The sequence below is a fragment of the Halomonas sp. PBN3 genome (assembly GCF_000475415.1).
Lineage (GTDB): Bacteria > Pseudomonadota > Gammaproteobacteria > Pseudomonadales > Halomonadaceae > Halomonas > Halomonas shengliensis.
Window position 1 is genome coordinate 92,773 of record NZ_AXCA01000157.1, and the last position, 18,649, is coordinate 111,421.

Sequence of the window (18,649 nt, forward strand, 5' to 3'; positions counted from 1 at the left end):
AGCGCCCTGTCGAGAGACGGGGCGTTGTCGTGTCGGGGCAGGCGTCGAGGAGGGGAGGGCTCGACCGCGGGGATCAGCGGGAGCGGTAGACGATGCGGCCCTTGGTCAGGTCGTAGGGAGTCAGCTCGACCTTGACCTTGTCGCCGGTGAGGATGCGGATGTAGTTCTTGCGCATCTTGCCGGAGATATGCGCGGTGACCACGTGGCCGTTCTCGAGCTCGACGCGGAAGGTGGTGTTAGGAAGGGTGTCGACGACGACGCCTTCCATCTCGATATGGTCTTCACGTGCCATATAGGCGTTTCCTCGCTGTGGGTGAGACGTACAAGAATAGCGCGATATTGTGCCGCATGCCGACCGGCAAGGCAAAGAAAGCAGGGCTATCGCAGATAGCCTGGCTGCTCGATAGCTCGGGGCTGATCTGGCGATAAGCCTACGAGGAGGCGCTGTAAATACCTCCCTGTACGCTACCTCGGCCGTCCCTGGTCCTCGGACCTCCTCTTCGGCTTATCCCCAGCGCCCCTTGGTTCGGTAACTGCGATAGCCCTGGCAAAGAAAGGGCGCGAGGGCTAGTGCGATCGCAGTTAGCCATGCCGCGATAGCGAAAGGCGCCGGGGACAGGTCGTAGAGGGGGTCCTATGCCAGGGGTGAGGAGCATGCCTCCGAACGGGTTGGCCATGGATGGCCAGCACCGGACCTTCAAGCGGAGCGGGACGCGAGAGCGCAGCAGGGCATCGGTAGCACCCAGGGAGGGGTCCACAGCGCCCCATCGATGGTCCGGCGCTCCGGGGTCTGTCCCCGGGAAAGCCTTGAGCGGTGCTTCCATCTGCGATAGCCCTGCGAGGGCCAGGCGATTGCCTCAGGTGGGAATCAGTCGCCGCCAGTGGCGTCCCTCCAGTCGCTCCAGCGGCTGGAAGGCCTGCTTGTAGGCCATCTTGCGGCATTCGCGGATCCAGTAGCCCAGGTAGACGTGGGGCAGGCCGCGTCGCCGGGCCATCTCCACCAGGGTGAGTACCGCGAAGGTGCCCAGCGAGCGGCGCTCCCAGGCGGGGTTCGGGTCGAAGAAGGTGTAGATCGCCGAGAGCCCGTGCTCGAGCTGGTCGAAGGCCGAGACCGCCACCAGCCGTCCGGCCTGGCGCAGCTCCAGCAGCCGCGCATAGGGCTGGTCGAGGGTCAGGAAGGTGCGGTACTGCTCGTGGCTCGGCGGGTACATGTCGCCGTCGGCATGACGGGTGCGGATGTAGCGCGCATAGAGGGCGTAGTGCTCGGGGTCGAAGATCGCCGGGCGCAGGTGCAGGGTCAGGTCGGCGTTGCGCCGGGCCAGGCGCCGCTGGGTGCGGCTGGGGGTGAACTCCGCCACCGGGATGCGCACCGAGATGCAGGCGCTGCACCCCTCGCAGCGGGGCCGGTAGAGATGGCGCCCGCTGCGCCGGAAGCCGAGCAGCGCCAGGGCATCGTAGACGCCCTGGCCGGGCGACTCCTGAGGATCGAGGAAGAGCGTGGTGGCCTCGTGCCCGGGGAGGTAGCTGCAGGCGTGGGGCACGGTGAGGAAGAAGCGCAGATCCCGGGTCGGCTGGCGGGGGGTGTTGCTGCTCACGGTGGCTCTCTCCCTGGCTCAGGGCGTACGGTCGTTGGGGGCTGGCGGACCCTCGAGGGTCGCGAAGGACCAGCAGGCGGGCAGGAAGCGATCCGTCGACGCGGCGTCCTCGCCGGGGCGGCCCAGCCACTCTTCAAGATAGCCGATGAAGGCCTCCCGGGCGATGTCCCGGGCGCCCAGGCTGGCCAGGTGGGCGGTATGCATCTGGCAGTCGATCAGCCGGCCACCGCCGCTCGCCATGGCTCGGGCCAGCCGCACCAGCGCCACCTTGGAGGCGTCCGGCTCCCGCGAGAACATCGACTCGCCGAAGAACACCGGCCCCAGGGCCACGCCGTAGAGCCCGCCCACCAGGCGCTCGCCTTGCCACACCTCCACCGAGTGGGCGGCGCCCAGGGCGTGCAGGTGGCCGTAGGCCTGGCGCATCGCCTCGGTGATCCAGGTCCCCGGCTGGCCATCGCGGGGCCCGGCGCAGGCCGCCACCACGGCATCGAAGGCGCGGTCGGCGGTGACCGTGAAGCCTGCATTGCGCAGTCGCTTGGCCAGGCTGCGGCGCACCCGCAGCTCCTCCGGGCGCAGCACCATGCGCGGGTCGGGGCTCCACCACAGGATCGGCTGGTCGTCGCCGTACCAGGGGAAGATGCCACGGCGGTAGGCGGCCAGCAGCCACTCGGGGGTAAGGGCGCCACCGGCGGCGAGCAGGCCATCGGGGTCGCCAAGGGCCTCCTCCACGGGCGGGAAGTGCACGGGGAAGGGGGGCAGCCAGGGCAACATGGCGGGGCATCCTTGCGACGATCCCCCCAGTGTGCCGGTGGCGAGGGCGGCGCTCAAGCGCTGGCCACTGTGATGCGGCGGCCGCGCTCGGTATGATTGGCGCCACGCATTCGCAAGGCGCCAGGCGTGGCGCAAGGGGGATGACCAGTTGAGTGTCGACAAGCAGACCGTGTCGCGTCGTTCGCGCGCGACCAGCGCCACGGAATCGGCGAAACGCTTCGGGGTGAAGCTGCAGGGAGCGGCGCGCGAGGGGGTGGCGATCGTGCTGCTGGCGGCCTGTGTCTTCCTGCTGCTGGCGCTGTTCAGCTACGCCGGCAGCGATCCCGGCTGGTCGCGCAGCGGCCCCGAGACCCAGGTGGCCAACTGGATGGGCCCGGTGGGGGCCTGGCTCGCCGACGTGCTCTACTCGCTGTTCGGCGTCAGCGCCCTGTGGTGGCCCGGCATGCTGGGCTTCGCCGCCTGGCGGCTGCTGCGCTCCCGGCAGGTGAGCCTGACCTGGGACGCCACCCTGCTGGCGGTACGCGGCGGTGGCCTGATCCTGCTGCTGCTGGGCACCACCACCCTGGGGGCGCTGCACTTCTACCGGCCCGAGGGCCCCTTGCCCTACTCCACCGGCGGCATCCTCGGCGAGGGCCTGGTGGGGGCCCTGCTGCCCATGGTGGGCGTGGGCGGCACCGGGCTCCTGGCCTCGGCGGCCCTGCTGTGCGGCGTCCCGCTGTTCACCGGCATCTCCTGGCTGAGCGTGATGGACGAGCTGGGGCGCGGCGCGATCCGGCTGTGGGGCGGGGTCGCCCGACGCTTCGCCTTTACCCGCGACGAGGCGCCGGCCCCGGAAGAGACGCCTGCCGCACCCGAAGCGTCCGACGAGGGGCCACCGGCATCGTCACGGCCCGCCTGGTGGCGGCGCCTGGTGCCGGGACGGCCCGCCGCCTCCCGCGAGCCCGAGGCGGTCGGCGAGGGCCGCCGCGAGCCGGGCTTCGGCGATGATGGCGACACCGCCATCCCCTGGGAGGTGCCCGAGCGCACCCCCTCGGCCAAGCAGCCGGGTGCGGCCTACGCCGAGCATGCCGCGGCCGCGCGGCGTGAGCCCGGCCCCGCCGAGGCCGCTTCCGCCACCCCCCGTGCCGCGGGTGAGCCCTCCCGCGGTACCGCCGGGGCGACGGGCGCCTCGCAGGATGCCCCCGCGACGCCAGGCCCGGTGACCCCGCGGCGCGCGCCCGAGAGCGTGCCGGAGCCGGTGCTGCCCGATGACGACGACCCCGTGCCACCCCGCGATGCCCCCGTGCTGAGCGCGCGTGACGACGAGACGGCCGATACTCACCGCCTGACGGAGCGGGCCGCGCCCTCGCGTCCGGCGCCGAGCCCGGCGCCATCCCCCTCCCGAGAGGCGACACGCCGCGAGCCGGCCCTGACCGAGAGCCAGTGGGTCGACGGCGACGGCACCGATGACGACGAACCGCGCCTGAGCTGGGACGAGCCGGCGGTGGCCGAGGAGGCGGAAGCGCCCGAACCGGTCCGGCCGCCGACGTCTCGCGAGACGGCATCGGCGGGCCTGCCCCCCGCGGCGCTCCAGCCGCCGGAACCCGAGCAGGCCCCGGGTGAGGAGGAGGATGATGACACTCCGCGCCTGGCCGGTGCCGAGCAGGCCCGGGAGGCCGCCGAGGAGGAGGGCATGCGGCTGTGGACCGTGGAGCACCTCCAGAACCAGCGCCCGGTGCTGGATGAGCTGCCCGAGCCCGACGGCACCCTGCCCAGCCTGCGCCTGCTGACGCCGCCCTCGCCCCAGAAGCAGAACTTCTCCGGCGAGCAGCTGGCCGAGATGGCGGAGCTGCTGGAGGTGCGCCTGCGCGAGTACGGGGTCAAGGCCGAGGTGGTGGAGACCTGGCCGGGGCCGGTGATCACCCGCTTCGAGATCAAGCCCGCCGCCGGCGTGAAGGTCTCCAAGATCAGCAACCTGGCCAAGGACCTGGCACGCTCGCTGATGGTCAAGAGCGTGCGGGTGGTGGAGGTGATCCCGGGGCGGCCCACGGTAGGCATCGAGATCCCCAACCCCCACCGGGCGATGATCCGCCTGCGCGAGGTGATCGACTCCGACCGCTACCAGCAGGCCGACTCCGCCCTGACCCTGGCCCTGGGCCAGGACATCGGCGGCGGCCCGGTGGTGGCCAACCTCGGCAAGATGCCCCACTTGCTGGTGGCGGGTACCACCGGCTCGGGCAAGTCGGTGGGAGTCAACGCCATGCTGATCTCCATGCTGCTCAAGGCGACCCCCGAGGAGCTCAGGCTGATCATGGTCGACCCCAAGATGCTGGAGCTCTCCGTCTACGACGGCATCCCGCACCTGCTGGCGCCGGTGGTCACCGACATGAAGGAGGCCGCCAACGCCCTGCGCTGGTGCGTGGCCGAGATGGAGCGCCGCTACAAGCTGATGGCGGCCATGGGCGTGCGCAACATCGCCGGCTTCAACGCCAAGCTCGACGAGGCCGAGCAGGCCGGCGCCCAGGTGGCCGACCCGCTGTGGGAGCCGCAGCCCTGGGAGATGCACCAGACGCCGCCGGTGCTCGAGAAGCTGCCCTACATCGTGGTGGTGATCGACGAGTTCGCCGACATGTTCATGATCGTCGGCAAGAAGGTGGAGGAGCTGATCGCCCGCCTGGCTCAGAAGGCGCGGGCCGCCGGCATCCACCTGATCCTCGCCACCCAGCGCCCCTCGGTGGACGTGGTCACTGGCCTGATCAAGGCCAACGTGCCCACCCGCATGGCCTTCCAGGTCTCCTCGCGGGTCGACTCGCGCACCATCCTCGACCAGGGCGGCGCCGAGAACCTGCTGGGCCACGGCGACATGCTCTACCTGCCGGCGGGCTCCGGCATGCCGACCCGGGTGCATGGTGCCTTCGTCGACGATGACGAGGTTCACCGCGTGGTGGAGGACTGGAAGCGCCGCGGCGAGCCGGAGTACATCGAGGAGATCCTCTCCGGCGGCGTCTCCGCCGAGGCGCTGACCGGCCTGGAGGGCGAGGGCGGCGGCGATGATGACGCCGAGCAGGACGCCCTCTACGACGAGGCGGTGGCCTATGTCACCGAGTCGCGCCGCGCCTCCATCTCGGCGGTGCAGCGCCGCTTCAAGATCGGCTACAACCGTGCCGCACGCCTGGTGGAGGCGATGGAGATGGCCGGCGTGGTCTCCACCATGGGCACCAACGGGGCCCGCGAGGTGCTCGCGCCGCCCCCGGTAGGCGAGTGACCGCCACTGTCGCCTTGCGGCGACGGCGGGGCCGTGACCATGCAACCACCGTGAACCCGCCGGCCGCTCCGCAACCCGCCGGCGGTGCCGCGGTCCGAGGGTCAGGACGACCGACCCCCTTCTGGGAGACAGAGATGACAGTGAAGACGACCCTTGCCGCCCTCGCCCTGGGCCTCGCCATGCCGCTCTCGGCGCTGGCCAGCGAAGGCGCTGAGCGCCTGATCCGGCTGCTGGAGCCGCTCGAGACCTACCAGGCCGACTTCGAGCAGCAGATCCTCGATGCCGGCGGCGACCGCCTGCAGGAGGCGCGGGGCACCATGTGGCTGTCGCGCCCCGGCAAGTTCCGCTGGGAGGTGGACGCCCCCTACCGGCAGCTGGTGGTCTCCGACGGCGAGGAGGTCACCCTCTACGACCCGGACCTGGAGCAGGCCACCGTGCAGGCCCTGGACCAGCGGGTGACCCACACCCCGGCGCTGCTGCTCTCCGGCAGCGCCGACGAGCTGGTGGCGAGCTTCGAGGTCAGTCGCAGCCAGCAGGGCAGCGCCGAGCGCTTCACCCTGCAGCCGAAGGACGCCGATACCCTCTTCGAGACCCTGACCATGACCTTCCGCGGCGAGCGGCTGCGCGGGCTCGAGATGCTGGACAGCACTGGCCAGCGTACCGCCATCGCCTTCAGCGCGGTCGAGATGAACGCCGCGATCGACGACGCGCGCTTCACCCTCGAGGTGCCGGAGGGCACCGACGTGATCCGCGACACCTACTGAGGCCTTCGGCCAGCGGCAAGGCACAAGGAGCAAGCTTCAAGGAACCCCCTTGGCTTGCTCCTTTTGTCTGGGATGAGGCTGCCTCACCTCTTGGCATCACGCGCCGCCTTCGTCCGCCTCGGCATCGAGCTGCGCCCGCCAGGCCATCAGCTGGGCGTAGCGCTTCTCCTGGCCGAGCTCGGTGGGGCGGTAGAAGCGCTCCCGGGGCACCGCCTCCGGCCAGCAGTCGTGGGCGCTGCCGGCGGGGTAGCCGTGGGGCTCGTGGTGGGCGTAGCGGTAGCCCTCGCCATGGCCCAGGCTCTCCATCAGCCTGGTCGGGGCGTTGCGCAGGTAGGTCGGCACCTCCAGGCGGGGCTGGGCGGCCACGCACGCCTTGGCGCGCTTCCAGGCCTGGTCGATGGCGTTGCTCTTGGGCGCCACCGCCAGGTGGATGGCGGCGTGGGCGATGGCGCGCTGCCCCTCGTAGTCGCCCAGGCGCAGGTAGGCGTCCCAGGCCGCCATCGCCAGCGGCAGGGCTCGCGGGTCGGCGTTGCCCACGTCCTCCGAGGCGATGGCGGTCAGTCGGCGGATGACGTCCAGCGGGTCGCCGCCCCCCTGGAGGAAGCGGGCGATATAGAGCAGGGCGGCGTCGGGGCGCGAGGAGCGCACCGACTTGTGGATCGCCGAGAGCAGGTCGTAGTAGTGGTCGCCCTGCTTGTCGAAGGCGCTGGCCTGGTGGCCCAGCACCGCCTCCAGCGCCTGGCGCGGCAGCCGCTCGCCCCCCTCGGGGTCCGGCTCAGCGAAGTCGCAGGCGCTCTCCAGCAGCCCCAGGGCCCGGCGTGCGTCGCCGGCGGCGGCCCGGGCCAGGATCGCCAGGACCTCGTCCTCCACCCGGATCCCGCGCCGGCCTAGCCCGTGCTCCGCATCCTGCAGGGCGCGCTCCAGCACCTCCACCAGCTCCGCCTCGGAGAGCGCGGTCAGCACGTGCACCCTGGCCCGGGAGAGCAGCGCCGAGTTGACCTCGAAGGAGGGGTTCTCGGTGGTGGCGCCGATCAGCGTCAGCAGGCCCGACTCCACGTGGGGAAGCAGGGCATCCTGCTGGCTCTTGTTGAGGCGATGGATCTCGTCGAGGAACAGCAGGGTCGAGCGGCCCTGGGCCTGCAGGGCGCGGGCACGCTCCACCGCGGCGCGGATCTCCTTGACGCCGGCCATCACCGCCGAGAGGTGCTCGAGGTGGGCGCCGGACTCGGCGGCCAGGATCTCGGCGAGGGTGGTCTTGCCGGTGCCCGGCGGCCCCCACAGGATCATGGAGCGCACCGCGCCGCCCTCGACCATGCGGCGCAGCGGCTTGCCGGGCCCCACCAGGGCCTGCTGGCCGACGTAGTCGTCGAGGCGTCGCGGGCGCATGCGCCAGGCCAGGGGCGCATCCTCGTCGCGGTCGCGGGAGAAGAGGTCCATGGGCGACTCCTTGCGTTGATCCGGAAGCGGCAGGCGGCCGGCCGGGGTGCTAGAGTGGGGGAGCGGTGCGTGGCCGAGCCGGCCGTGCGCCGAACCCTGTCCGTGATGGCGCATCCAATGGAGAGTGCCTTCTCCCATGTCCCATACAGGAGGGCCCGACATGCCCATGCTGACCCAGCTGCGTCAGGATCATGCCAATATGGCGCGCATGTTGCACGTTCTGCAGCTCAAGCAGAAGACCCTGGCGACCGGCGAGCGACCCAACTTCCAGCTGATGCGTGAGGTGGTCGACTACATCCTCGACTACATGGACGGCTTCACCCACCCGCTGGAGCGGCTGTTCAGCGAACAGCTCGAGAAGGTGGAAGGGGGGCGTGAGGTCACCGAGCAGCTGGCCGAGGACTACCGCAAGCTCAATTCCCGCCTCGCCCGGCTCTCCAACGACCTCGACATGATCCTGATGGACGCCGTGGTGCCCATGGATCGCTTCTCCGACGACCTCAAGGCCTACCTCGACGCCCACCTCGCCTACCTGCGCGACGAACGCGAGAAGCTCTTCCCGATGATCCGAGAGCACTTCGACGACAAGGCCCTGGAGCGCCTGGCCGAGGCGCTGCCGGACGATGCCGCCGCCAGGCTCGAACGGCTCCAGCAGGCCTATCCGGAGCTCTACGCCGAGCTGAAGGAGGCGCCGGTCCCGGTCTGATGCCCGGGGTCTGATGCCCGGGCTGCCAGCCTCCCCGCGGCTGGGGTAGAATGCGCCCCATGCCGAGTCCCACGCCACCCCGTCCTTGCCCGTCATCCGCCGCCCGCCAGCCGTGGCGCGGCGCCGCCGTCGCGCCGTGCCGCTGCCACGGCGGCGTGGAGGTGGCGCGATGACCCTGGGGCCGGTGCTGGTGTTCGACTCCGGGGTGGGCGGCCTCTCGGTGGTGGCCGCGCTGCGCCGGCGCCTGCCCGGCGCCGCCCTCGCCTATGTCTGCGACAACGCCATGCTGCCCTACGGCCTGCGCGAGGATGCCTGGCTGGTGCGCCGCATTCTGGCGGTGTGCGAGGCGGCGGTGGCCGCCAGCGGCTGCGTGGCGCTGGTGGTGGCCTGCAACACCGCCAGCACCCTGGCTCTGGATGCCCTGCGTGAGCGGCTGCGGATCCCGGTGGTGGGCACGGTGCCAGCCATCAAGCCGGCCGCGGCCGCCAGCCGTAGCCGTCATATCGGCCTGCTGGCCACCAGCGCCACGGTGTCGCGTCCCTACACGCAGCACCTGATCGAGACCTACGCCGCCGACTGCGTGGTACGGCGGGTGGCCGCCGATGCGCTGGTGCGCGAGGCGGAGCGCCGCCTCGCCGGGGAGCCGCCCGATCCCGGCGTGATCGAGGCCGCCCTGTCGCCGCTCTGGGACGATCCCGAACTGGACACCGTGGTGCTCGGCTGCACCCACTTCCCGCTGCTGCGCGACGCCCTGGCCGCGGCGGCGCCGCGGGCGGTGGCCTGGGTCGACTCCAGCGACGCCATCGCCCGGCGCACCGCCCAGGTGGCCGCCGGGGTCACCCTCGCCGCGGGGCCCGGGCCGAGCCTTGCCACCGCCCCGGACCCGGCGCTGGCCGCCGCCCTGGCACGCTTCGGTTTCGCCGCCCCGCGTCGGCTCGTCATCGACTGAGCCCGGCTGCCATCCCCGACTGCTCCTCTCGATTCACCCATCATCGATTCCCTCAGGAGGCTCCTTGGCCATTCCCGTCGTCGACCCCGCCCGCTATGACCAGCAGCTCGAGGCCAAGGCCGAGCGCATCCGCCGCGACTTCGCGCGCTTCGACGTGCCCGAGCTCGAGGTCTATCCCTCGCCCCCCAGCCACTACCGCCAGCGCTGCGAGTTCCGTGTCTGGCACGAGGGCGACGACCTCTTCTATGCGATGTTCGAGGTGGACCCCGAGGACCCCAGGCGCAAGGAGGTGGTCCGCCTGGATGACTATCCCGTCGCCAGCCGGCGGATCAATGCGCTGATGCCGGCGTTGCTCGATGCCATCCGCGACGAGCCGGTGCTGCGGCGCAAGCTCTTCCAGGTGGAGTTCCTCACCACCCTCTCCGGCGAGGCGCTGATCACCCTGATCTACCACCGCCCGCTGGACGACGCCTGGGAGGCGGCGGCACGCGACCTCCAGGCGGCGCTGGGGGTGATGATTATCGGCCGCGCCCGCAAGCAACGCCGTGTGCTCGAGCGGGACCACGTCTGGGAGCGCCTCGCGGTGGAGGGGCGCGAACTCGTCTACCAGCAGGTCGAGAACAGCTTCACCCAGCCCAACGCCGAGATCTGCCGTTCGATGCTGGCCTGGGCCCGGGACGTGACCCGGGGCAGCCAGGCGGGTGACCTGGTGGAGCTCTACTGCGGCAACGGCAATTTCACCGTGGCCCTGGCGGAGAACTTCCGCCGCGTGCTGGCCACCGAGATCTCGCGCACCTCGGTGGCAAGCGCCCGGGAGAACCTGGCCGCCAACGGCATCGACAACGCCACCGTGGGGCGCATGTCCGCCGAGGAGTTCGCCGCCGCCCTCAAGGGGGAGAAGGGCGGGCGCCGGGTCGCCGAGTGGCGCCTCGACGACTACACCTTCAGCACCGTGCTGGTGGACCCGCCGCGGGCCGGTCTCGATGACGCCAGCTGCCGCCAGCTCAGCGACTACGCACGCATCGTCTATATTTCATGCAACCCGGAGACATTGGCGAGCAACCTGGAGCGCCTGACCGAGACCCACCGGGTCACGCGCCTGGCCCTGTTCGACCAGTTTCCCTGGACCCACCACTGCGAGTGCGGGGTGCTGCTGGAGCGGCGCGACTAGCCGCCCGACCTCGGCGGCGATGCGCACCCGGCATGCTCCATGAGCAAGAGGTCAAGTGGCTGGGGCGGGCTTCGGGAGTCGCGTAAGCTGGCGGCAGGGCGGCGCACCGCGCCGCCGTGTCGAACCCTACCGGTCGCAGGAGCGACCGTCGGACACCGAGGTGATGGATGCAGCACGTTGCGAATGACGAGGCCAGACAGGACCTGCTCAAGCAGCTTCACGAGCGGCTCGGCACCAGGCTGGACGCTGCCAAGGCCGAGGCCGTGGGCGCCTTCGCGGACTACTTCTACGCCGAGGTGCCGCTGGATGACCTGGAGGACCGGCGGCTCGACGACGTCTACGGCGCCACCCTCTCGGTGTGGCACTTCCTGCAGCAGTTCGACCCTGCCGAGCCCAAGGTGCGGGTCTTCAACCCCGACTTCGAGGAGCATGGCTGGCAGTCGCCGCACACCTTCGTGGCGGTGCTCCACGAGGACATGCCCTTCCTGGTCGACTCGGTGCGCATCGAGCTCAACCGGCGTGGCCTCACCGTCCATGCCATCCACAACGCCGTGCTGGCCACGGAGCGCGGCCGCGACCATCGCCTGGTGCGGGTGGCCTCGCCCAAGGCGGCCGACGCCCCGGCCCAGCGGGAGTCGCTGATCGTCATCGAGATCGACCGCCACTCCGACGCCGAGGTGCTACAGGAGATGCAGCAGAGCCTCGAGGAGGTGCTGGTCGACGTGCGCACCGCGGTGGCCGACTACGACCCCATGCGCGCCAAGGTGGAGGAGGCCCTGGCCGAGCTGCGGGCCGGCTGCCCGCCCCAGAGCGACCCCGACGACCACGCCGAGGCGATCACCTTCCTGGAATGGATGCTCCACGACAACTTCACCTTCCTGGGCTACGACGCCTACACGGTGACGACCCACAAGGACGGCAAGGAGAGCCTCGACAAGGTCAAGGACAGCGAGCTCGGGGTCTTCCGCCTCGACCAGCCGCGCTATCGCGAGCGCATCCGCACCGAGCAGGGGCTTGAGGATGGCCACTACGTGCTGGTGCCGGAGCTTTTGACCTTCACCAAGAGCGCCCATCACGCCCGGGTGCATCGTCCGACCTACCCCGACTACATCTCCATCGACCGCTACGACGCCAAGGGCAACCTGATCGGCGTGCACCGCTTCCTGGGGCTCTTCACCGCCACCGTCTACAACGAGTCGCCGCGCAACGTGCCGATCCTGCGTCGCAAGCTCAAGACGGTGATGGATATCGCCGGCTTCAACCCCAAGGGGCACAACGGCAAGCACCTGCTGCACATCCTCGAGGTCTATCCGCGTGACGACCTCTTCCAGATCGACACCCACGAGCTCGCCGAGACGGCGCTGGGCATCCTCAGCATCCGCGAGCGCCGCCGCGTGCGCCTCTTCGTGCGCGAGGACCGCCCCGGCCGCTTCTACTCCTGCCTGGCCTTCGTGCCTCGCGACGTCTTCTCCACCGAGCTGCGCCTGCGCATCCAGGACATGCTCTGCGAGGAGCTCGACGCCACCTTCGGCGACTTCAATACCTACCTCTCCGAGTCGGTGCTGGCGCGCATCCAGTTCATCCTGCGCTTCAAGGGCGAGCAGCCCGCCGAGTACGACCTGCGCCGTCTCGAGGCCAAGCTCGCCAAGCTGGCGCGCAACTGGCGCGACGACCTCCACAGCGCCTGTATCGACGGCTTCGGCGAGGAGCAGGCCAACCGCCTGATGGCTCGCTTCCGCGAGGCCTTCCCCGCCAGCTACCGCGACGACTTCAGCGCCCGCACCGCGGTCTACGACCTGCACCACATCGGCGAGCTGGACGACGGCGCGCCGCTGTCGCTGTCGCTCTACCGGCTGGTGGAGGAGGAGGGCAGCGGGGTCAACCTCAAGCTGTTCCACCGCGATGCACCGATCCCGCTCTCCGACGTGCTGCCGATGATGGAGAACCTCGGCCTGCGGGTGATCGGCGAGCGTCCCTACGAGATCGAAGCCAGCGATGCCGTCTACTGGATCCATGACTTCGACCTGGAGCACCACACCAGTGTCGAGGTGAACCTCCAGGAGATGCGCGAGCCCTTCATCGAGGCCTTCCAGCGCATCTGGGCGGGGGAGGCGGACAACGACGCCTTCAACCGGCTGATCATCGGCGCCAACCTCGACTGGCGCGAGGTGGCGATGCTGCGCGCCTACGCCCGCTACCTCAAGCAGATCCGCTTCGGCGTCTCCCAGGACTACATGGCCAACACCCTGGCCAGCTACCCGGAGATCACCCGCGAGCTGGTGACCCTGTTCGAGCTGCGCTTCGACCCCGCCGACCGCCCCGGCGAGGGCGAGGAGGCGGCCTGCGTGGAGCGTATTCAGCGCCTGCTGGATGATGTCGCCAGCCTCAACGACGACCAGCTGCTGCGCCGCTACATGGAACTGATCCGCGCCACCCTGCGCACCAACTACTACCAGCGGCGCGCCGACGGCGGGGTCAAGGACTACATCGCCGTCAAGCTGGAGCCGTCGAAGGTCACCGGCATGCCCAAGCCACGCCCGGCCTTCGAGATCTTCGTCTGCTCGCCGCGGGTCGAGGGGGTCCACCTGCGCGGCGGCAAGGTGGCCCGCGGCGGCCTGCGCTGGTCCGATCGCCACGAGGACTTCCGCACCGAGGTGCTGGGCCTGGTCAAGGCCCAGCAGGTCAAGAACTCGGTGATCGTACCGGTGGGCGCCAAGGGGGGCTTCGTCTGCAAGCGCCTGCCCGAGGGCGATCGCGAGGCTTATCAGCGCGAGGGGATCGAGTGCTACAAGACCTTCATCCGCGCGCTGCTCGACGTGACCGACAACCTCAAGGGGGGCGAGGTGGTGCCGCCGCGCGAGGTGGTGCGCCACGACGGGGATGACCCCTACCTGGTGGTGGCGGCGGACAAGGGCACCGCCACCTTCTCCGATATCGCCAACGAGATCTCCGCCGAGTATGGCCACTGGCTGGGCGACGCCTTCGCCTCCGGGGGCGCCAACGGCTACGACCACAAGAAGATGGGTATCACCGCCAAGGGGGCCTGGGAGTCGGTCAAGCGCCACTTCCGCAACCTCGGCGTGAACACCCAGCAGGACGAGTTCACCGTGGTGGGCATCGGCGACATGAGCGGCGACGTCTTCGGCAACGGCATGCTGCTCTCCGACCGCATCCGCCTGGTGGGGGCCTTCAACCACCTGCACATCTTCGTTGATCCCGACCCCGACGCCGCGGCGACCTTTGCCGAACGCCAGCGCTTGTTCGAGATGCCGCGCTCCAGCTGGGAGGACTTCGATGCCGCGCTGATCTCCGAGGGGGGCGGGGTGTTCAAGCGCAGCGCCAAGTCGATCCCGATCTCGGCCCAGATGAAACAGCGCTTCGGCATCAAGGCGGACAGGCTCTCCCCCAACGAGCTGATCCAGGCCATGCTGCGCGCCGAGGTGGACCTGATCTGGAACGGCGGCATCGGCACCTACGTCAAGGGCAGCGAGGAGAGCGACGCCCAGGTGGGCGACAAGGCCAACGACGCCCTGCGCATCGACGGCCGCGAGCTCAACTGCCGCGTGGTGGGTGAGGGCGGCAACCTCGGCTTCACCCAGCGTGGCCGCATGGAGGCCGCCGCTCGCGGCGTGCGCATCAACACCGACTTCATCGACAACGCCGGAGGGGTCAACTGCTCCGACCATGAGGTCAACATCAAGATCCTGCTCGACGAGGTGGTGGCCCGCGGCGACATGACCGAGAAGCAGCGCAACCGGCTGCTCGCCGACATGACCGGTGAGGTCGCCGAGCTGGTGCTGCGCGACAACTACCGCCAGACCCAGGCGCTGGACCTGGCCGAGCTCCAGTCCCGCGAGGGGGTCGGCCCCTTCCGGCGCTTCATCAGCGAGCTGGAGGCCGCCGGGCAGCTCGACCGGGGGCTGGAGTTCCTGCCCGACGACGAGGTGCTCCAGGAGCGGGCCGCCAACCAGCAGGGCATGCTTCTGCCCGAGCTCTCGGTGCTGATCTCCTATGCCAAGAGCGTGCTCAAGGGCGACCTGATCGCCTCCGACGTGCCCGACGACCCGGTCATCGTGCGCCATGTCGAGCGCATCTTCCCACGGGTGCTGGTGGAGCGCTATCGCGACGAGATGTACGAGCACCGTCTCAAGCGCGAGATCGTCGCCACCCAGGTGGCCTGCGACCTGGTCGACCACATGGGCATCGTCTTCGTGCGTCGCCTGATCGACTCCACCGGTGCCGGCCGGGCCGAGATCGCCCGGGCCTACGTCATCGCCCGGGAGGTGTTCCGCCTGGGCGAGAGCTGGGAGCAGATCGAGGCACTGGACAATCGGGTGCCAAGCGCCGTGCAGTACGCCATGATGCTCGACCTGATGCGCCTGATCCGTCGCGCCACGCGCTGGTTCCTGCGCGGTCGCGCCGGCGGCGATACCGCCCAGTGCATCGACTACTTCGCGCCGCGCCTGGCGACCCTTCAGGAGAGCATCGGCGAGCGCTTGAGCGGCGAGGAGCGCGAGGCCTGGGAGGCCCGTCGCGACGAGCTGGTCCAGGCCGGGGTGCCCGAGGCGCTGGCCGCCAGCGTGGCCGCCACCGGCAGCCTCTACGCCGGGCTCGGCATCATCCAGGCGGCGCGCCAGACCGAGGTGCCTCCCGAGCGGGTGGCCGAGGTCTTCTACGAGGTGGGCCACCGCCTCGAGCTGCCGTGGATGATTCGCCAGATCACCGAGCTCAAGGTGCGCGACAGCTGGCAGGCCCAGGCGCGGGAGACCTTCCGCGACGACATCGACCGCCAGCAGCTGGCGCTGACCGTCAGCGTGCTGCAGATGGCGGAGGGGCCCGAGGCGCCTGCCGAGCGGGTCGCCGCCTGGCTCGAGCGTCACGACGCCATGCACGCGCGCTGGTGCCGCCTGCTCGAGCAGGTGGGCAGCGGTGGCCAGGGCGGCTTCCCGCTGTTCGCCGTGGTGGTCCGCGAGCTGGTGGACTTCGCCGAGAGCAGCCGCGACCCCTGATCCGCGGCGCTCACCCGGAAACGACGAACCCCGCCATCCGGCGGGGTTCGTCGTTGCGGGGAAGGGCAATCAGAGCAGGAAGAGGGTCGCCAGCCCCAGGAAGGCCATGAAGCCCACCACGTCGGTGACGGTGGTGAGGATCACCGACCCCGACAGCGCCGGGTCGATGCCCAGGCGCTTGAGCACCAGCGGCACGGCGATGCCGGCTAGCCCCGCTGCCAGCATGTTGATCACCAGTGCGGCGGCGATGATCGCGCCGATCGCCACGCTCTTGAACCACAGCAGCGCCAGCACCGCCACCACCAGCGCCCAGAGCACGCCATTGAGGATGGCGATGCCGACCTCCTTGCGCAGCAGCCAGCTGCTGTTGGTGCTGCTGATCTGGCCCAGCGCCAGGCCGCGGATCGCCAGGGTCAGGGTCTGGCTGCCGGCGATGCCCCCCATGCTGGCGACGATGGGCATCAGCACCGCCAGGGCGACGATCTGCTCCAGGGCGTCTTCGAAGCGGCCGATCACCCAGGCGGCGAGGAAGGCGGTGAGCAGGTTGATGCCCAGCCACACGGAGCGCCGTCGGGCGCTGGGCAGCACCGGGGCGAACAGGTCCTCCTCCTCGTCGAGGCCGGCCATGTTCATCAGCGCCTGCTCGGAGTCCTCGCGGATCACGTCGACGATGTCGTCGATCATGATGTGCCCCAGCAGCAGGCCCGACTCGTCCACCACCGGGGCGGAGACCAGGTCGTGGGTCTGGAACAGGGTGGCGACGTCGCGGGACTTCATGTCCACCCGGATGCTGTCCACCTCGTGGTCCATCAGGTCGGCCACCGCCATCTCCGGCGGGTGGCTGATCAGCCGTGCCATCGGCAGGGTACCCTGGAAGAGGCCGTCACGGTCCACCACCATCAGCAGGTGGGTGTTGTCGGGGATCGGCGCCTTCCAGCGCAGGAAGCGGCACACCGTCTCCAGGCTGACGTCACTGCGCACCGCGATGGTGTCGGTGCGCATCAGGCGACCGGCGCTGTCCTCTTCGAAGGAGAGGGTCTCCTCGAGGCGTTCGCGCTGCAGGGCGTCCATGGAGCGTAGCATGTCCTCGGCGACCTGCTGGGGCAGGTCCTCGAAGATCTCCGCCAGGTCGGCGGTGTCCATGCCGGTGGCGGCGGCCACGATCTCCTCGTGGTCCATGTCGTCGAGCAGGGTGCTGCGCACCTCGTCGTGGACGTGCAGCAGTACCTCGCCGTCGACCTCGCCCGGCACGCGTTGCCACAGCCGGATGCGCGCCATCGGCGGCAGCGATTCCAGCAGCAGCGCGATCTCGGCGGGTTCCAGGTCGGCCAGCACCGCATCCACGGCGTCGAGCCGGCCGTCGCCCAGCGCGCGGTGGATGCGCGAGAGGCGGTCCTCGAGGGTTTCGGTGGTATCGGCCATGCGGTTCTCCCTGGTGGTATGTCGGTGCCGCGGCACCCTCCGTCGTCTCTGTCCCCTAGTAGATCACAAAACCCCCCGGGGCTGTCCTGCGCCGGCGTCGTTTCGCGGCCGCCGCACTGCTATACTCACGCCCGCCCTCGCTCGACACCCTTGCCCCCTCCCGCCCATCGCCAGGAGATGCCATGTATTCCGTCGCCCGCTCGCTGCTCTTCCGCCTGGATCCCGAGACCGCCCACGACGTGTCGCTCAGGGGGCTCGACCTGGCCGGGCGCCTGGGGCTGGCGGCGCGACTCGGCGGTGGGCGCGTCGCGGATCCGGTGGAGTTGATGGGGCTGCGCTTCCCCAACCGGGTGGGGCTGGCCGCGGGGCTCGACAAGAACGCCGACCACCTGGATGCCCTGGGCGCCCTGGGCTTCGGCTTCGTCGAGGTGGGCACCGTGACCCCCCGGCCCCAGCCCGGCAATCCCCGCCCGCGGCTGTTCCGCCTGCCCGAGGCGGGTGCCATCATCAACCGCATGGGCTTCAACAACGCCGGGGTCGACCACCTGGTGGCCCGGGTGCGGGCCAGCCGCTACGACGGCGTGATCGGCATCAACATCGGCAAGAACCTGACCACCCCGGTGGAGCGCGCGGTGGACGACTACCTGGCCTGCCTGGAGAAGGTCCATGCCCACGCCCACTACGTCGCTGTCAACATCTCCTCGCCCAACACCCCGGGGCTGCGCAACCTGCAGTTCGGTGAGCACCTCGACGGCCTGCTCTCGGCGCTGCGCGAGGCGGGCACGCGCCTGGACCGCGCCAGCGGCCGCCGGGTACCGCTGGCGGTGAAGATCGCCCCCGACATGGACGCCGAGGAGGTGGGGCTGGTGGCGAGGTGCCTGGCCGACAACGCCATCGATGCCGTGATCGCCACCAACACCACCGTGTCCCGGGAGGGGGTGGCGGGCCTGGCCCACGCCGAGGAGGCGGGTGGCCTCTCCGGGCGGCCGGTGTTCGAGGCCTCCAACGCCGTCATCCGCGAGCTGCGCTGCCAGCTGCCCGAGATGCCGATCATCGGCGTGGGCGGCATCGACAGCGGCGAGACGGCCCTGGCCAAGCGCCAGGCGGGGGCGGACCTGGTGCAGCTCTACTCGGGCTTCATCTACCGGGGGCCCGAACTGGTGGGGGAGTGCGCCCGGGCCCTGCGCGACGGGGCGTGACGCGGATCGACCGATGCCGATACCCGGACGCAAAAAGCCCGCGACGCGGCGCGGGCTCGGGGAAGCGTGAACCGCTTGCGGGATTGGGATCACACCACCATGGGGTTCTTGTGGATGCCGGAGACACCGGTCATGCCGGCCCAATGATCCCCACGACCTTCACGCCAACCGCTCATCCAGTATTCGCGAAGATTGACGTCCTGACTGGGACAGTCATCGCGGGAGCGACCTGAGACACCTGCCTTATAGCCATGGATATAGGCACGCTGGAAGCGATCACGTTTCTGTCGTTTCATTGGACTACCTCTTGAAAAGGTATCTGACTGGCTCGGCCTGCGACATCAGGCCGAGCCGTAACGTGCCACGGGCCGGGTGCGACAGG

General features: G+C 70.3%; 13 protein-coding genes. 7 read left to right on the plus strand and 6 right to left on the minus strand.

The window, feature by feature from the left end:
• Positions 1 to 73: 73 nt before the first annotated feature.
• The 3 genes from infA to aat all read right to left on the minus strand — a co-directional run bounded on the left by infA (position 74) and on the right by aat (position 2,366).
• Positions 74 to 292: a translation initiation factor IF-1 gene (infA, locus tag Q673_RS27145; protein ID WP_010627817.1), complete on the minus strand. Its 219-nt coding sequence runs from the start codon at positions 290 to 292 to the stop codon at positions 74 to 76.
• Between the two features lie 565 nt (positions 293 to 857).
• Positions 858 to 1,595, minus strand: coding sequence for an arginyltransferase (locus Q673_RS27150; RefSeq protein ID WP_023005847.1), 738 nt, complete (start codon positions 1,593 to 1,595; stop codon positions 858 to 860).
• An 18-nt stretch (positions 1,596 to 1,613) separates the two neighbouring features.
• Positions 1,614 to 2,366 (minus strand): leucyl/phenylalanyl-tRNA--protein transferase, encoded by a 753-nt coding sequence (gene aat / locus Q673_RS27155; RefSeq protein WP_023005848.1) that lies wholly within the window; start codon positions 2,364 to 2,366, stop codon positions 1,614 to 1,616.
• A 148-nt stretch (positions 2,367 to 2,514) separates the two neighbouring features.
• On the opposite strand from aat, the gene Q673_RS27160 reads away from it, so the two are divergent.
• Together Q673_RS27160 and lolA are read left to right on the plus strand one after the other, a co-directional pair.
• Positions 2,515 to 5,610, plus strand: a complete 3,096-nt coding sequence (locus Q673_RS27160; protein ID WP_023005849.1) for a DNA translocase FtsK — start codon at positions 2,515 to 2,517, stop codon at positions 5,608 to 5,610.
• A gap of 134 nt (positions 5,611 to 5,744) precedes the next feature.
• A complete protein-coding gene (gene lolA / locus Q673_RS27165; RefSeq protein ID WP_023005850.1) occupies positions 5,745 to 6,374 on the plus strand; it encodes an outer membrane lipoprotein chaperone LolA in 630 nt (209 codons plus the stop codon).
• Positions 6,375 to 6,470: 96 nt separating this feature from the next.
• Here the strand turns inward: lolA and Q673_RS27170 are convergent, their stop codons facing one another.
• Positions 6,471 to 7,811: a replication-associated recombination protein A gene (locus Q673_RS27170; RefSeq protein ID WP_023005851.1), complete on the minus strand. Its 1,341-nt coding sequence runs from the start codon at positions 7,809 to 7,811 to the stop codon at positions 6,471 to 6,473.
• Positions 7,812 to 7,977: 166 nt separating this feature from the next.
• Between Q673_RS27170 and Q673_RS27175 the strand changes: the two genes are divergently transcribed.
• The 4 genes from Q673_RS27175 (at position 7,978) to Q673_RS27190 (ending at position 15,646) form a co-directional block, all read left to right on the plus strand.
• The gene (locus tag Q673_RS27175; RefSeq protein ID WP_031218092.1) at positions 7,978 to 8,517 is read left to right on the plus strand and encodes a hemerythrin domain-containing protein; all 540 of its coding nucleotides are present in this window, start codon (positions 7,978 to 7,980) and stop codon (positions 8,515 to 8,517) included.
• Positions 8,518 to 8,686: 169 nt separating this feature from the next.
• Positions 8,687 to 9,466 carry a glutamate racemase gene (gene murI, locus Q673_RS27180; RefSeq protein WP_023005853.1) on the plus strand — a complete coding sequence of 260 codons (780 nt, stop codon included), beginning with the start codon at positions 8,687 to 8,689 and terminating at the stop codon, positions 9,464 to 9,466.
• A gap of 64 nt (positions 9,467 to 9,530) precedes the next feature.
• On the plus strand, positions 9,531 to 10,637 hold the full coding sequence (gene trmA, locus Q673_RS27185) for a tRNA (uridine(54)-C5)-methyltransferase TrmA (protein ID WP_023005854.1): 1,107 nt from the start codon (positions 9,531 to 9,533) through the stop codon (positions 10,635 to 10,637).
• A 167-nt stretch (positions 10,638 to 10,804) separates the two neighbouring features.
• Positions 10,805 to 15,646, plus strand: coding sequence for an NAD-glutamate dehydrogenase (locus tag Q673_RS27190; protein WP_023005855.1), 4,842 nt, complete (start codon positions 10,805 to 10,807; stop codon positions 15,644 to 15,646).
• Between the two features lie 69 nt (positions 15,647 to 15,715).
• Here Q673_RS27190 and mgtE read toward each other — a convergent pair whose 3' ends face one another.
• Positions 15,716 to 17,068 carry a magnesium transporter gene (mgtE, locus tag Q673_RS27195; protein ID WP_023005856.1) on the minus strand — a complete coding sequence of 451 codons (1,353 nt, stop codon included), beginning with the start codon at positions 17,066 to 17,068 and terminating at the stop codon, positions 15,716 to 15,718.
• Between the two features lie 182 nt (positions 17,069 to 17,250).
• Between mgtE and Q673_RS27200 the strand changes: the two genes are divergently transcribed.
• Positions 17,251 to 18,267, plus strand: coding sequence for a quinone-dependent dihydroorotate dehydrogenase (locus Q673_RS27200; RefSeq protein WP_023005857.1), 1,017 nt, complete (start codon positions 17,251 to 17,253; stop codon positions 18,265 to 18,267).
• 89 nt (positions 18,268 to 18,356) lie between these two features.
• Here Q673_RS27200 and rmf read toward each other — a convergent pair whose 3' ends face one another.
• Positions 18,357 to 18,563, minus strand: coding sequence for a ribosome modulation factor (gene rmf / locus Q673_RS36010; protein ID WP_081712014.1), 207 nt, complete (start codon positions 18,561 to 18,563; stop codon positions 18,357 to 18,359).
• Positions 18,564 to 18,649: the final 86 nt, after the last annotated feature.